The organism is Brevundimonas sp. (assembly GCF_044239655.1).
Classification (GTDB): domain Bacteria; phylum Pseudomonadota; class Alphaproteobacteria; order Caulobacterales; family Caulobacteraceae; genus Brevundimonas.
In genome coordinates this window covers 1-14,285 of record NZ_JBIIAY010000081.1, presented here as the reverse complement: position 1 = coordinate 14,285, position 14,285 = coordinate 1, and the positions used below count along the sequence as shown (strand labels likewise).

Genomic DNA, 14,285 nt, shown 5'->3' with positions numbered 1-14,285 from the left:
CAATCCCCGCCGCCTGCACTCGTCACTGGGCTACATCAGCCCCGCCGAGGCCGAACGCAGAGCGGCTTAACCCCGTCCACTTTTGCGGGGGAAGATCAACATCGACTTCGAGCAGCACGGTGGCTGCCAAGCTCTCACCCCTCGCTCACTAGCACTACTCACTCCCTACCGCCGCTTCCGCTTCTGCATGACGAAGCCGATGACCTTGGCGGCGGCTTCGAAATGTTCGCGCGGGATGGTCTCGTCGATGTCTACGGCGGCGTAGAGGGCGCGGGCCAGGGGGACGTTCTCGACGATGGGCACCTTGTGCTCACGGGCCACCTCGCGGATGCGCAGGGCGACGGCGTCGACACCCTTGGCCACGCAGACGGGGGCGGCGTCGCCGTCCTCGTAGCGCAGGGCGACCGAATAGTGGGTCGGGTTGGTGACGATGACCGTGGCGGTGGGCACGTTCTGCATCATCCGCTGGCGGCTTTTCTGCATGCGGATCTGCTTGAGCTTGGCCTTGACGTGCGGGTCGCCCTCCGAGTTCTTGTACTCTTCCTTGACCTCTTCCTTGGACATCCGCATCCGCTTGGCGAAGCGCATCTTCTGCCAGATGAAGTCGCCGCTGGCCGTCAGGCCCAGGAAGACAAGGGCCGACATCATCAGGGCGATCATCATGTCGCGCGCCAAGGGCAGGATGGTCGCCGGGCTCATGGCGGCCATCATCTCGAACTCGCGCATATGGGGCTTGAGCACCATCCAGCAGATCACGCCGACGGCGACGAGCTTGAGCAGGGTCTGGCCGAACTGCATCAGGCCGTCGGGACCATAGATCCGCTTGAACCCGGCCATGGGACTGACCTTCTCCCATTTCGGCTTCATCTTCTCGCCACTGAAGATCAGACCGCCGCTCTGGGCCACATTGCCGCCGACGCCGCCGATGATGGTGGCCAGCATCACGGCCCCCAGGAAGGGCGCGACGATCCAGAGGGCATGCATGCCGATCTCCAGGCCACCGCCCGCGTCCAGACCGCCGATCATGGCGTGGGGCGAGGCGATGAAGGGCAGGAACCCTTCGGCCATGGTGGTGGCGAAGTATGATCCGCCGAACACGATGACGGCGCAGGCGCCCATCAGGCTGAGGGCCTGGGCAACGTCGGGCGACTTGGCGACGTCGCCCTTCTTTCGCGCCTCCTCGAGTTTCTGAGGAGAGGCTTCTTCTGTCTTGGACTCGGGATCGGCACCTTCAGCCACCGACGCCTCCCGCGCCCGCGGCGAACACGCGGGCAACCGCGCGGTACCGATCGATGAACACCGTGCCCATCACCCCCAGCGACAGGGCGAAGATAGACAGGCCCAGGATGACGCTGAGCGGGGCGGCGGCGAAGAAGACCTGGAAGGCCGGCATGACCCGCGCAACCAGCCCCGAGGCGAGGTTGAAGATCAGGGCAAACACCACCACCGGCGCGGCGAGTTGCAGCCCCAGGGCGAAGCTGTCGCCGACGGTGCGGACCGCCATCTGGGCGAAGTCACCCATGATCAGGGGCTTCATCGGCGCGATGGTCTGGTAGGACCCGACCAGTCCGGCAATGAACAGGTGATGGGTGTTGGTGGCGAAGACCAGCACCGTTCCGAGCAGCATCAGGAAGGATGCGATCGTGGTGCCGGGCTGGGCCTGGAGCGGGTTGGCGGTCTGGGCGAAGCTGAGGGTGGTCTGGAGCGAGACGATCTCGCCCGCCGTCGCCAAGGCCGAGGTGAACATCCGCAGCAGCATGCCGATCATCAGACCGGTGACGACCTCGCGGATGATCCAGCCGACCATGGTGCCCAGGCTCTGCGGCAGGGGCGGCAGGCCCCCGGCGACGATGGGCCACAGCGCCAGGGTCACCACGAGCGCCAGCGACAGGCGGATTCGCGGCGGCACATAGCTTTCGCCGATGCCCGGCAGGGTCAGCAGGATGGCGCCGATGCGCGCGAAGATCAGCCCGCCGGCCCAGACCTGATCGGCGGTGGCGTAAGGCTCCATGCGACGTCGCTACATCCCGGCGATGCGGGCGGCGATCGTCCTCATGAACCCGCCCAGCAGGGCCCCCATCAGCGGCAGGAACAGCAGCAGGGACACGAAGATGGCGATGATCTTGGGCGCATAGATCAGGGTCTGTTCCTGGATCTGGGTCAGGGCCTGAAACAGACCGATGCCGACACCGACGACCAGGCCCACCAGCAGGATGGGGGCGCATAGTTGTACCGTCAGCCAGATGGCGTCGCGACCGACATCCAGAACTTCCGCGCCGTTCATCTGAAAACTCACACTCCGGGAAACTCGGCAGAAAATGCCGGGAGCGTGGTTAACGGGAGGTTAGGACGGTCCGCCCAGAGCTGGAAACCTGCACCGCCCCGTCAGTAAGCTCGCTGAGAACGCTGCCAGTCGGCTTGGTACTGCCGCTGGCGCTGCTGCTGTTGAGCGTCGGCGTTCTCCCGAATGCCCTTGATCCAGGCATCCCCGGCGATGCGCCACATGGCCTCGCGCTGGGATGGCGAGACGTAGTTGCGCGCCTGTTCGGCCCACTCGGCCCGTTGGGCGTCCGCCTCCCGACGCGCGGCCTCGCGGGCCTGATCGATGCCGCTGAGAACGACAGCCGGGGCGCCCCGCCAACGCAGCCACTCGCGGTCGTTCGGCGAATAGTTCTGGGGACAGGCGTTGGCGTGGGCGAAGATCGTCGCGTCGTCCGCGCCGCCGATGACGGACGGCAGACGACAGGCGTTCCCGGACGCGAGGGCGTCGGCGTATCGCCTCTGGTTGTCGGCCTGCTGGACCCGCAGTCGGGCGTTGCGGGCCTCGTAGTCCAGACTGTGCTCCGTGCTTCCGACCAGGCTGGAGGCCGCCATGGCGTCAGCGGCCGGTGGGCCCACGATGTCCCAGCGATCGTAGATGCGGCCGCGCCAGTGGTCTTCGTTCAGACCGACCGACATCAGACGGCCGGTTTCAATGGTGTCGAACGTGCTTGGGAACACATGACGCGCCAGGTTGCGGTAGCGCGGCTCCGTCGGGGCGGCCGCCAGCGCCGACTGCAGCGAGCCCGGCGTCAGGGTGAAGTTGAAGCCGTCGGCGGTCGGATAGACGACGGCCCAGACGCGGGTGCGGCCCCAGCCGGCGTCCGGCAGCCGCTTTTCACCATGGAACCGTCGCGGCACCGCCAGAACCCCGATCGCGCCGGGCGGCAGGGCCACGGGCTGTCCCTGCTCGTCGATGGGCAAAAGCAGGGGGCCAAAGACCGGGTTCGCCGGGTCCGTATCCAGCGACGGGCCGGCGACATAGAGGCCGAAATCCTGGAAGAAGGAACAGACCGGGCCGCGTTCGCCCGGCGGCACGTCTGAGGCCCATCTTTCCACAGGCCCCAGGTCGGGGGAAATGGCCTCGCCTGACCGGTTGTAGAGGCGGCTGCGGCGAGACCCGGTCTCGTCGACCCAGTGGGTGATCAGGATGTCGCCGTGGCTCTCCACCGGACGAACGATTCCGGGACCGCCGAGGTCGGTGAAGAGCAGTGGCGGGGCGTCGCCGAGATAGACGGCGACCTCGCGCCTTCCCCTGGCGTCCGGGGCCGAAAGGCTGATCGCCGCCGCGGGGACGACGGGGGCCTGGCCGCGGGGCGGATTGCAGCCTTGTTCACCCCACAGACGTGGCAACAGGCCCTGGAACTCGACGTGACCGCCGGGGACAGGCTCTTCGCCCCGGCCGAACCGGTAAAGAACCCAGCGCTTGTCCTCACGCTGAACGAAGGCGCTCGTCTCTGAGTAGAGCACCATGGCGTCGTAGAGGCGCGGGATCAGGACCGTGCCGTCGGCGGAGGACAGACCGTATCGGGAATAGTAGTCGGACCAGGGCGCTCGCCGCCCGTCGGGATGCCTGCCCTGGCATTCGTAGCGCGCGATCTCCAGCCTGACCAACATACCGGCGGCGCCCGGCATAAGCAGGTGCCGGGCCGGGTCGGACGTGCTTTCGAGATTGCTCAGCTTGCAGCCGCGCGCGCCCCTCGGAGGCTGCTCGGCCTGAGCGAACTCCGGAACGACAAGGGCCAGAGCGGCCGCCGCCAGAAACAGAATTGATCTGCGCATCGTCGCCTCCACCGTTGGACAGACAGAAGATCACATCTCGCAGTCGGCGCAACATCGACCCGCGACCTGACAGTTTCCGTCAGGGAACGACACCGCCACGGGGCCGACATATCGCCACGGCGGTGTCCAGGACCTCCTTTTTTCGGAACAGTGCCGCTATATCCGCTGCATGACCGATCCCGTTGCGTTTCCCCCCGTTTCCCCCGCCGAGGCCGAGGCCGCCGTGCGCACCCTGATCCGCTGGGCGGGGGACAACCCGGACCGCGAGGGATTGCTCGACACGCCCGGGCGGGTGACGCGCAGCTACAAGGAGCTGTTCGCCGGCTATGAGGTCGAGCCTCGCGCCTATCTGGAGCGGACCTTCGAGGAGGTCGGCGGTTACGACCAGATGGTGGTGCTGAAGGACATCCGGTTCGTCAGCTTCTGCGAGCATCACATGCTGCCGGTCGTCGGCGTGGCCCATGTCGCCTATCTGCCGACCGATCGTGTCGTCGGCATCTCCAAGCTGGCGCGGGTGGTGCGCGGCTATGCGCGACGGCTGCAGATCCAGGAGAAGATGACGGCCGAGATCGCCACGGCCATCGATGAGGTGCTGCGCCCGGCCGGCGTGGGCGTCGTGATCCAGGCCGAGCATTCCTGCATGACCCTGCGCGGCGTCGACGTTCCGGGCGCGACCCTGACCACCTCGACCCTGCTGGGCGCCTTCCGCGACGATCACCGGACGCGCGAGGAGTTCCTGAGCCTGACACGGCGGGGATAGGCCCCGGAGGGGGGCGTCCGTAGCGGGGATATTTACGCCTGACAGGCGACAAATGGTCCGTTGCTTGCGCCGAGGGGCTCAAAGGAGCCTGATCCGATGGCCTGGACCGCGATTTCGACCCGAAACGAGACACCTGCGATCGCTCGCGGCGGGTGGCTGGACGCCCTGCGTTTCATTGTGGCCTCGCTGATCATCCTGCACCATTTCCAGGCGGCGGGCCCTGTGCCGCTGGCCGAGCTGATCAATCCGATCTTCGAGCGGGGCGGTTTCCTGCTGACCAACTTCTTCCTGATCGATTCGGGATATGTGCTGATGCGGGTCTATGGGCCGTCGGTCGGGGCCGGAAAGATGTCGGCGGGGGATTTCTTCGCCAAGCGGTTCCTGCGGGTCTATCCGGCGCATCTGCTGATGGGACTGGTGCTGGTGGTGCTGGTGGTCGCCTCGACGGCGGCCGGGATCGGGCCGCGCAATCCGGAATGGTTCCGCTGGGACCAGCTGCCGGCACAACTGACCCTGACCCAGGCGTTCGGCGTCTATGGCGGGCTGGGCTGGAACGCGCCGTCGTGGTCGATCTCGGCCCTGGTCGGCTGCTATCTGGCGTTTCCGTGGCTGTTGAAGGCGATGCGCCGGATGGGGCCGTGGGCGGTGCTGGCCGGGGTGGTCGTGCTGTACCTGCTGGCCAACCAGGCGACGCACGCCCTGTTCGGATACCCGGTCTATCAGATGCCGATGATGTACGGCTTCTGGCGGGCCCTGCCGCTGTTCATCCTCGGGATGGGGCTGGCGGTGTTTACCGAGAAGGTCTGGATCGCGCCGAAGCTGGCCGCCGTCGTCGGGATCGTCTCAGCCGTGGCCTTCTTCGCGCTGGAACTGCACGGCAAGCATGCGCTGGTCGCCTTGACCCTGATCTCGCTGATCATCCTGGCGGCCGGGGCCGTGCCGGTGACGCGGCCGTCGAAGCTGATCGAGAAACTGTCGGTGATCTCGTTCTCGATGTTCATCACCAATGAGGTGACCCGCATCGCCTTCTTCGGCGTGGCCAACGTCATGATCGCGAAACTGGCCCTGCCCGTCGCGGCGCAGTGGGGGCTGTGGGGGCTGGGGGTCGTGATGGCCTTCGTCGTCGCCTTCGGCTTCCACCTCCTGGTCGATCAGCCGATCCAGAACCGGATCAAGAACTGGCTGAAGTCGCGGCGTCGGCGTCCCGCTCCGGTCGTCGGGCCCGTGGTGTCGCTGGAGGGCTGAGCCCTCAGGGCGCGTTGCGCGTCGCGTTCCAGACGAAGACGAAGTTGCGCTGTTCGGCCCAGGTCTGACCCTCGACGTGGTCGCCGACGAGGCAGGCGGCGGTGTGATAGGGGCCGACGCCGTCCGAGGTGCGGAACGAGACGCACAGTCGCCCGTGCTGGGCCTTCCAGCGCCCGGCCTCGATCGCGCTCTGATAGAAGTCGCCGGTGACGGTGCCGTCCGCCGCCAGGGTCAGGTTCATGGGCTGCGTATAGGGCTGGGCCGGATCGACGCTGAGATCGACCGACCAGGTGCCATCGAGCTGAGCGGGTGCCGGGGCGGCCGTCGGGACAGGTGCCGTCTGCGATGCGAGGGCCAGGAACAGGGCGGCGAGGATCATGGGCGAACTCCGGTTTGTGGCCAGACTGGCCGGGCCAAAGGCGCTGGGCAATCCATGATCCATTAACCGCGTTGAAAGGCCGCGCACGGCACAACCGGGATCAATGGCCCGCCCCCGTTCGAGATCGTCGATCGCGAGGACGTCCGTGGCGCTGGGCGCCATGGGCGCGGTCGTGCTCGGGCCCATGGCGGCGGCGGTGGTGCCCGCCTTTGCCCAGGAAGCCGCCGCCCCCTCAGATCCCCTGTCCATCCGCGTCGGGGCCAACCGCGACTTCACCCGCGTCGAGTTCGCCGGCGTCATCGGCCAGAGGTCGCGCGTGCGGCGCGAGGGCCAGGTCGTCATCGTGCGCATCGGTGCCACCGCCGCAGACGTCAGCCGCCTGAGGAACGATCCACCGCCCGGCGTGACCAAGGTCGAGACCCGCGCTGTCCAGGGCGGGTCCGAACTGATCCTGACCCTGGCCGCCGGAGCCGACGCTCGCACGGGCACCGACGACGGTGCGGTCTGGCTGAACCTCTATGCCGATGCGGCCAAGGCGGCTCAGGGCCCGGCACCGACGGTCGCGCCCGGCTCGCTGGTGCGGGTCGCGGCCGAGGCGCATGACGACCAGGTCACGCTGAGCTTCCCATGGACCGCCCCGGTCGGCGCGGCCGTGTTCCGGCGGGGCGACGCCGTCTGGGTCGTGTTCGACACCGCCGCCCGGATGGAGATGCCCAAGGGCGCGGCCATGGGGCCGGCCGGGGCCGCGCGCTGGGCCACCGGGCCGGACTATACGGTGGTGCGCATCCCGGCGCGCAACGATCTACAGGTTTCTGCGGTGGGCCAGGGCGCGACCTGGACCGTGACCATCGGCGGAGCGCCGACCTCGGCCGCCACCGCCGTCGAGGTCACCCGCGACGATGAGGCCGCGACCGCCCTGGTGGCGCGGATGGCCGGGGCGACCAAGGCCATCTGGCTGACCGATCCCATGGTCGGCGACCGGTTCGCGGCCGTCACCGCCCTGGCCCCCGGCAAGGGCAATGGGGCCCTGCGCCGGACCATCGACGCCACCCTGTTGCCGACCGCCCAGGGTCTGGCGGTCGAGACGCCGACCGACGACCTGACCATCAAGACCGAAGGCGACCTGGTCACCGTGACCCGGCCGCGCGGCCTGACGATGTCGCCGCCGTCCCAGGCCTTCGACGAGGCCCCGGAGGCGCAAGACACGCTGAAGAAGGCCGCCTTCCCCGCCATGATCCTGGCCGCCTGGGCCGATCCGGGGCACGACGGGTTCGCCAAGCGGTATCGCGCGCTCCAGGACGCGGCGTCGCTGGAGACCATCCAGTCGACCGACGACCCCCGCACGCCGATCGAGGCGCGGTTGCAGTTCACCCGGTTCCTGATCGGATCGGGACTGGGGTTCGAGGCCATCGGGGTTCTGAACGCCGCCATCGCCAAGACGCCCAGCCTGCAGGGCGAGCCGGAAATCCGGGGCCTGCGCGGCGCGGCGCGGGCCTCGATCGGACGGTTCGAGGAGGCGGAGGCGGACTTTTCGGCCGGGGCCCTGGCCGGGGATCCCTCGACCAGGGTCTGGCAGGGATATCTGGATGCCCAGCGCGGCGACTGGGCCTCGGCCCGCCAGAATTTCGCGGCCGGCGCCGCCGTGATCGACGACTTCCCCAATGCCTGGAAGGCGCGGTTCGGCGCGGCCCACGCCCAGGCGGCACTGGAGCTCGGCGACCTGAACGCCGCGCGGACCCTGCTGGCCTACAGCTTCAGCCAGAGGGCGCCGGCGGCCGATCAGCTGACGGCACGGCTGGTGCAGTCGCGTTTGTTCGAACTGACCGGCGAGAGCGACCGGGCGCTGGCGGTCTACAAGGCCGTGGCACGGGCACCGCTGGACGGGATCGCGACGCCGGCCAAGCTGGGTGTCATCAAGCTGTCCCTGGCCAAGGGGCTGATGACGCCGGTCCAGGCGGCGGCCGAGCTGGAACAGCTGAAGTGGCGCTGGCGCGGCGATGCGACCGAACTGGCGGTGATCCGGACGCTGGGCGAGCTTTACCTGTCGCAGGGGCGCTATCGCGAGGCGCTGGAGGTGCTACGGGGCGCCGGCAAGCAACTGGGCGACTTGCCGGGCGCGGCCGAGCTTCAGACCGATCTGGGCAATGCCTTCCGCGCGTTGTTCCTGGATGGAGCCGCGGACGGGTTGCAGCCGGTGCAGGCGGTGGCGCTGTTCTATGACTTCCGCGACCTGACGCCCGTAGGGGCCGACGGAGACGAGATGGTTCGGCGGCTGACGCGGCGGCTGGTCGATGTCGATCTGCTGCCCCAGGCGGCCGAACTGTTGAAGCACCAGGTCGACGAGCGGCTGGAGGGGGTGGCCAAGGCTCAGGTCGCGTCGGACCTGGCGACTCTCTATCTGATGGATCGCCAGCCCGAGAAGGCGTTGCAGGCCATCTGGAGCTCGCGCACCACCCTGTTGCCGACCGCATTGAACACCGAGCGTCGTGCGATCGAGGCACGGGCCCTGATGGACCTGGGCCGGTACGACCACGCGCTGGAGACCCTGGGGACCGACACCAACGGCCCGGCCCAGGACGTGCGGGCCGAGATCCTGTGGAAGCAGCAGAACTGGGCCGGGGCGGCGAAGATCTATGAGGCGCGGCTGGCGGGTCGGGCGGCGGATACGGCGACGCCCCTGTCGGCGGCCGAGGAAAGCCGCGTGATCCGGGCCGGCATCGGCTATTCGCTGGGTCGGGACGCGGCGTCGCTGGGTCGGCTGTCGCGCGCATTCCAGCCGTTCGTGGAGCGGGCCCGGTCCAGGGCGGCGATGCAGATCGCGCTGGATACGCTGAACGGGATGGATGGGGTGGCCAGTGCCACGACCTTTGCCGGGCTGACGGCCTCGGCCGACACCTTCGCGGGCTGGGTCGCCTCGGCCAAGGAAGAGTTCAGAAAGCAGACGGGCGGAAACGGCTGACCGTTCCCGCCCGCGTTCCTCGTCGCGAAGCGACGCGGAGGGTCTTACTTGTTGACCGCGTCCTTGAGGGGCTTGGACACGCGGAAGCGCACGGCCTTGGAGGCGGCGATCTTGATCGTGGCGCCCGTGGCGGGGTTACGGCCTTCACGCTCGGCGCGGGCGGCGGTGTCGAACACGCCCAGGTTCGAGATGCGGACGTCGCCGCCGCCGATCAGCGAGGAGTGGATGTTCTTCACGATGGCTTCCAGCACGCGGCCGGCGTCGGCCTGCGAGACACCGGCGTCCTTGGCGACGGAGGCGATCAGTTCAGCTTGAGTGGTCATATGGTCGTTTCCAAAAAAACCGCCCTGTTCCGGGCGATGACCGAGGGATCAAACCTCTTTTCAGCGGCTTGGCAAGCTTCGTTGCGGCGCAAAAGCCCTCGTGGCGGGCTTTTACCCCCCTCCTGACGCCCTCTGGAAGCTCTCGACCAGGCTTCCGGCGACCAGTCGCCAGCCGTCCACCAGCACGAAGAAGATCAGCTTGAACGGCAGGGAAATCACCACTGGCGGCAGCATCATCATACCCATCGACATGAGCACGCTGGAGACCACCAGATCGATCACAAGGAACGGAACGAAAAGGAGAAATCCGATTTCGAAGGCCGTCTTCAGCTCGCTGATCATGAAGGCCGGAGTGACCACCCGCAGGGGCAGATCTACGGCCGGGGTGTCGGCCGGAACCTGGCTGAGACGGGTGAACAGGGCGAGGTCGTCACGACCCACCTGGGCCAGCATGAAGTTCTTCACAGGTTCCGACGCCAGATCGAACGCCTGGGGCAATTCCATCTGCTGATCCATCAGGGGACGGATGCCCGAATCATAGGCGTCCTGCCACGTCGGGGCCATGACGATGGCGCTCAGGAACAGCGCCAGGGACACCAGAACGGCGTTCGGGGGCGACTGCTGCATGCCCAGGGCGGTCCTCAGCAGGCTGAGCACCACGATGATCCGCACGAAGCTGGTGGTCATGATGACGATCGACGGGGCCAGCGACAGGACGGTCATCAGCCCGACCAGTTGCACCACCCGCTCGGTCAGGCCCGCCCCGGTGCCGAGGTCGACGTTGATGGCGGCGCCCGATTGGCTGGCGGCGGCGACGTCCTGGGCCAGTGCGGCGAGCGGCCAGACGAGGCAGACCAGGGTGGTCAGGAGGGAAAGGAGAAGGGCGCGTTTGAGTTCGTCGCGGGTGGGCAGGCAAAAGACCCCTCTCCCCTTGTGGGAGAGGGCTTGAGCGCCCGAGAGCGTCAGCGATCGGTCTGGCGCGAAAGGGTGAGGGGTCAAGCCCCTACCGGCTGACACCGCCCCCCTCACCCGCCCGCGCCAGGACGACGGCTTCGCCGCCGTGCGCGGCCTCCCTCTCCCACGAGGGGAGAGGGCGCTCATTTGGCTTCTCCCGACCCGCGCGGTTCGATCAGTTCACGGCCTTCACCCAGCAATATCAGCCGTTCCTCGTCGTCGATCCGCACCAGCACCAGCCGACGTGCGGGATCGAGAACCAGGGTCTCCATCACCTTCATCCGCCGCTCGCCGCGCTCGGCCGAAAGGCGGGCCATGAGTTGCGGCGCATAGCGGCGCGCGGCCCAGGCGGCCAGGCCGATCAGGCCCAGCACGAAGGCCAGGCCGAAGATGGCGCGGGCGAGGTCGAGAAGGTTCATGCGAAACGGGCCCGGCGGCCGGACAGACAGATGGCCGATCGCGCGGAGCCTTTAACCATCGTGGTTAACGGGGCGTTGAAATAACCCGGCGTTAACCATGCACACGGCATTTTCTGCCCATCTGCTGAAGGATTGTCGCCCATGGGCTACGCCGACCTGCCGCTGCTGAGCCAGATCAAGGGCCGCCTGACCTGGCTGGACGAGCGCCAGCGCGTGGTCGCCCAGAACGTCGCCAACTCCGACACCCCCGGCTATGTCGCCCGCGACCTGAAGGCCCCGACCGATTTCGCGGCGGCGATGCGGCAGGGCGGCGGCTTGCAGATGACCCGCACCAGCGCGGCCCATATCGTCCCCGCGAACGGCGCGGTCGCCCGCTTCACGTCGGAGAAGACGCCGGATTCGGAGACGACGCTCGACGGCAACTCGGTCGTGGTCGAGGAGCAGATGCTCAAGATGGCCGAAAGCCGGATGGCCTATGACGCCGCCATCGGCCTGTACACCAAGTCCATGCAGATGCTGCGCATGGCGGCGAAGAAGCCGGGCGCATGAGCGCCCTTTGGCAAGAAGCCGGGCGCCTGAGGTCTGAACCATGAGCGATCCCGTCAACGGCGCCCCGCCCCGCAACAGCGCCATGGCCGTCGCGGCCTCGGCCCTGCGCGCCCAGCAGTCGCGGATGCGGGTGATCGCCGAGAACATCGCCAACGCCGAGTCGACCTCTCCGACCGCCGGCGGAACCCCCTATCGCCGCCAGATTCCGGTGTTCCAGGCGCGCGAGATGGATGGGGCGACGGGCGTGGCCCTGGCCGAGGTCCGGCCGGACCAGAGCGACTTCCGCATGGACTACGATCCCGCTCACCCGGCCGCCAACGCCGACGGTTATGTGATGCGGCCCAATGTCGATACCCTGATCGAGGCCATGGACATGCGCGAGGCGCAGCGGGCCTACGAAGCCAATCTGAACGTCATCGAGACGGCGCGGTCGATGGAAAGCCGCACCCTCGATATCCTGAAGCGATAGGAGATAGCCGATGAACCCGATGGCGGCGATGAAGGCCTATCAGGCGGTCCAGGGCGGGGGGATGCCCACGGGTGGCCCGGCCCCGGCCGGCGCGCCCGGCTTCGGCGAACTGTTGCAGAACGTCATGGGCGACATGACCCAGCAGACCCGCGCGGCGGAAACCCAGATGACGGGGGCCATCTCGGGCCAGAACAACATGATCGACGTGGTCACCGCCGTATCCAGCGCCGAGGCCAGCCTGGAGACCGTGATCGCGGTGCGGGACCAGGTCATCTCCGCCTACCAGGAAATCATGCGGATGCCGATCTAAGGGGAACGGGATCGCCGCTCCGGACGCTGGTTTCCCAACGAAAGGGAGACCGCCATGCTCAGAGACCGAAACTCATCCGCCATCGTCGCCGTGCGCGACATAGATCGGGCGCGTGCCTTCTATGAGGACACCCTTGGGCTGAAGCGGCTCGATGGGGCCGGCGAAGAGATGCTGGCCTTCGCAACGGGCGAAACTGTTCTGACCGTCTATGTCTCGGAGTTCGCGGGCACGAACAGGGCCAATGCCGTGACGTGGGATATGAGGGGCGACATGGTCGAGACCGTCGAGGCTCTGAAGGCCAAGGGAGTCGCGTTCGAACACTATCCCGACCTGCCCGACCTGACCCTGAACGGTGACATCCACGAGGCGGGGGATATCAAGCTGGTGTGGTTCAAAGATCCCGACGGCAACATCCTGCATCTGATCGAAGGGATGTAGCGGGTCGCTGCGACACTGCCGTCTCTTGCATCGGGCCTGGTGCGGGCCGACATCCGGGACGTCAGGAACGCCCATGTCAGAACCCGCCTATCCGCCGCTCAACACCCTATCGACCGGCATCCGCTGTCGCTGCCCGCGCTGCGGCAAGGGGCCGTTGCTGAAGGGGTATCTGACGATCCGCGACGAATGCCCGGTCTGTCACCTGGACTTCAGTTTCGCAGACCCGGCGGACGGGCCGGCCTTCTTCGTCATGTCGGGGGTCGGGGTCGTCGGGATGATGGCCTTCATGGCGTTCGAGTTCATGGTCCACCCGCCGATCTGGGTGCATTTCGTCGTGACCCTTCCGCTACTGGCCCTGATGTGCCTGTCGGTACTGAGGCCGTTCAAGGGCTGGCTGGTGTCCGAGCAATACGTCCACAAGGCCGCCCCGCCCGAATGGCAGAGCATCGGCAAGCACGGCGAAGGCTCGAAGTGGCGCTGAGTTAGCGGGCCTGGATCGGCTCGGGCCGGTTAGAGGCCCAGGCGGCGGCGAGGCGTTCGATCACCTCGGGCGAGGTCTGAAACGCATGGCCGTCGATGGCTGTGATCGGACAGGCTGGCGTGGCGCTGTTGCACAGGAAGGCGCCGTCGAAGGCGTCGAGGTCGGCGGTGCGAACCGGTCGGGTCACGGACGTCATCCCCACACCGGCCAGACCACGATCGATCAGGATCTGGGTCACGCCTGCCAGCATCGGCGCCTGTGGCCAGACCACCGTGTCGCCCGACAGGAAGCCGATGTTCCAGCTGCTGCCTTCGGAAATGACACCGTCGGCGTCGGCGAACAGGGCGTCGTCGAGGCCGGCCTCACGTGCCAGGCGCCGCGCGCGGATGAGGCCATAGATGGCCGTGTGCTTGATGTGGGCCTCTTCGCGCGCATAGGTCTGGACCTGAAGCCGGACGCTGGTGGCCAGCGGCGGAGGCGGTGCCGACAGGGACGTCATCACCCTGGGCCGTACCCGCGCGGACGGCGTGCGGGACCATATCTCGGGCGAGAACAGGCTGACGCGCAGCCAGGCGTCGCGACGATCCGACAGCGCCGCGCAGACATGGGCGCGCAAGGCCCCCTCACCCACCGGTTCGCCGAACAGGGCGACGGCGTAGGCGTCGAGGCGACCGAGGTGGTGCTCCAGCCCGCGCACACCGCCGTCCTCGACCCGAAACGAGGTGTAGGCCCCGTAGTTGACCAGGGCGAGGTAGTGGAGGTCGGCCTCGGTGGGGGGGAAGCCGTCGATCAAGATCGCCGTCATGCTTCCCTCTCCCAGAGGGAGAGGGATCAGTCTTCCGTGTCACCGTTCGAGTCATCGACGTCCCCGCCTGGCGTTTCCGCCAGGCGTTCGACC

Annotated in this window: 17 protein-coding genes; 8 read left to right on the top strand and 9 right to left on the bottom strand. The window is 67.7% G+C overall.

Features of this window, described 5'->3' with window-relative positions; translation table 11 throughout:
• Positions 1–165: 165 nt before the first annotated feature.
• From flhB to ACILQR_RS11365, 4 genes are all read right to left on the bottom strand, one after another.
• Complete coding sequence (gene flhB / locus ACILQR_RS11380) at positions 166–1,239, bottom strand: flagellar biosynthesis protein FlhB (protein WP_395651530.1); 1,074 nt, start codon at positions 1,237–1,239, stop codon at positions 166–168.
• Positions 1,232–2,011: a flagellar biosynthetic protein FliR gene (gene fliR, locus ACILQR_RS11375; RefSeq protein ID WP_395651529.1), complete on the bottom strand. Its 780-nt coding sequence runs from the start codon at positions 2,009–2,011 to the stop codon at positions 1,232–1,234. Before fliR ends, flhB begins: the two co-directional genes overlap by 8 nt.
• Before the next feature lie 9 nt (positions 2,012–2,020).
• On the bottom strand, positions 2,021–2,284 hold the full coding sequence (gene fliQ, locus ACILQR_RS11370; protein ID WP_271146659.1) for a flagellar biosynthesis protein FliQ: 264 nt from the start codon (positions 2,282–2,284) through the stop codon (positions 2,021–2,023).
• A gap of 101 nt (positions 2,285–2,385) precedes the next feature.
• Entirely contained in the window at positions 2,386–4,101 is a 1,716-nt protein-coding gene (locus ACILQR_RS11365) for a hypothetical protein (protein ID WP_395651528.1), read from the bottom strand.
• A gap of 169 nt (positions 4,102–4,270) precedes the next feature.
• Between ACILQR_RS11365 and folE the strand changes: the two genes are divergently transcribed.
• Together folE and ACILQR_RS11355 are read left to right on the top strand one after the other, a co-directional pair.
• Positions 4,271–4,861, top strand: a complete 591-nt coding sequence (folE, locus tag ACILQR_RS11360) for a GTP cyclohydrolase I FolE (protein ID WP_395651527.1) — start codon at positions 4,271–4,273, stop codon at positions 4,859–4,861.
• 96 nt (positions 4,862–4,957) lie between these two features.
• Entirely contained in the window at positions 4,958–6,106 is a 1,149-nt protein-coding gene (locus tag ACILQR_RS11355) for an acyltransferase family protein (protein ID WP_395651526.1), read from the top strand.
• 4 nt (positions 6,107–6,110) lie between these two features.
• Here the strand turns inward: ACILQR_RS11355 and ACILQR_RS11350 are convergent, their stop codons facing one another.
• Positions 6,111–6,485, bottom strand: a complete 375-nt coding sequence (locus ACILQR_RS11350) for a hypothetical protein (RefSeq protein ID WP_395651525.1) — start codon at positions 6,483–6,485, stop codon at positions 6,111–6,113.
• Positions 6,486–6,630: 145 nt separating this feature from the next.
• Here ACILQR_RS11350 and ACILQR_RS11345 point away from each other — a divergent pair, with 145 nt between their 5' ends.
• Positions 6,631–9,444, top strand: coding sequence for a tetratricopeptide repeat protein (locus tag ACILQR_RS11345; protein WP_395651524.1), 2,814 nt, complete (start codon positions 6,631–6,633; stop codon positions 9,442–9,444).
• Between the two features lie 44 nt (positions 9,445–9,488).
• Here ACILQR_RS11345 and ACILQR_RS11340 read toward each other — a convergent pair whose 3' ends face one another.
• The 3 genes from ACILQR_RS11340 to ACILQR_RS11330 form a co-directional block, all read right to left on the bottom strand.
• Entirely contained in the window at positions 9,489–9,767 is a 279-nt protein-coding gene (locus tag ACILQR_RS11340; RefSeq protein ID WP_271146653.1) for an HU family DNA-binding protein, read from the bottom strand.
• A 111-nt stretch (positions 9,768–9,878) separates the two neighbouring features.
• Positions 9,879–10,679, bottom strand: coding sequence for a flagellar type III secretion system pore protein FliP (gene fliP / locus ACILQR_RS11335; protein WP_395651531.1), 801 nt, complete (start codon positions 10,677–10,679; stop codon positions 9,879–9,881).
• Positions 10,680–10,864: 185 nt separating this feature from the next.
• The gene (locus tag ACILQR_RS11330; protein WP_395651523.1) at positions 10,865–11,140 is read right to left on the bottom strand and encodes a FliO/MopB family protein; all 276 of its coding nucleotides are present in this window, start codon (positions 11,138–11,140) and stop codon (positions 10,865–10,867) included.
• A gap of 141 nt (positions 11,141–11,281) precedes the next feature.
• Here ACILQR_RS11330 and flgB point away from each other — a divergent pair, with 141 nt between their 5' ends.
• The 5 genes from flgB to ACILQR_RS11305 all read left to right on the top strand — a co-directional run bounded on the left by flgB (position 11,282) and on the right by ACILQR_RS11305 (position 13,387).
• A complete protein-coding gene (gene flgB, locus ACILQR_RS11325; protein WP_395651522.1) occupies positions 11,282–11,689 on the top strand; it encodes a flagellar basal body rod protein FlgB in 408 nt (135 codons plus the stop codon).
• A gap of 40 nt (positions 11,690–11,729) precedes the next feature.
• Complete coding sequence (gene flgC, locus ACILQR_RS11320; RefSeq protein ID WP_271146650.1) at positions 11,730–12,158, top strand: flagellar basal body rod protein FlgC; 429 nt, start codon at positions 11,730–11,732, stop codon at positions 12,156–12,158.
• A 10-nt stretch (positions 12,159–12,168) separates the two neighbouring features.
• On the top strand, positions 12,169–12,468 hold the full coding sequence (locus tag ACILQR_RS11315; RefSeq protein ID WP_395651521.1) for a flagellar hook-basal body complex protein FliE: 300 nt from the start codon (positions 12,169–12,171) through the stop codon (positions 12,466–12,468).
• A 54-nt stretch (positions 12,469–12,522) separates the two neighbouring features.
• Positions 12,523–12,906: a VOC family protein gene (locus tag ACILQR_RS11310; RefSeq protein ID WP_395651520.1), complete on the top strand. Its 384-nt coding sequence runs from the start codon at positions 12,523–12,525 to the stop codon at positions 12,904–12,906.
• A gap of 73 nt (positions 12,907–12,979) precedes the next feature.
• Positions 12,980–13,387, top strand: coding sequence for a DUF983 domain-containing protein (locus ACILQR_RS11305; RefSeq protein ID WP_395651519.1), 408 nt, complete (start codon positions 12,980–12,982; stop codon positions 13,385–13,387).
• Position 13,388: 1 nt separating this feature from the next.
• Here the strand turns inward: ACILQR_RS11305 and ACILQR_RS11300 are convergent, their stop codons facing one another.
• Positions 13,389–14,192 carry an aminotransferase class IV gene (locus ACILQR_RS11300; RefSeq protein ID WP_395651518.1) on the bottom strand — a complete coding sequence of 268 codons (804 nt, stop codon included), beginning with the start codon at positions 14,190–14,192 and terminating at the stop codon, positions 13,389–13,391.
• Positions 14,193–14,285: the final 93 nt, after the last annotated feature.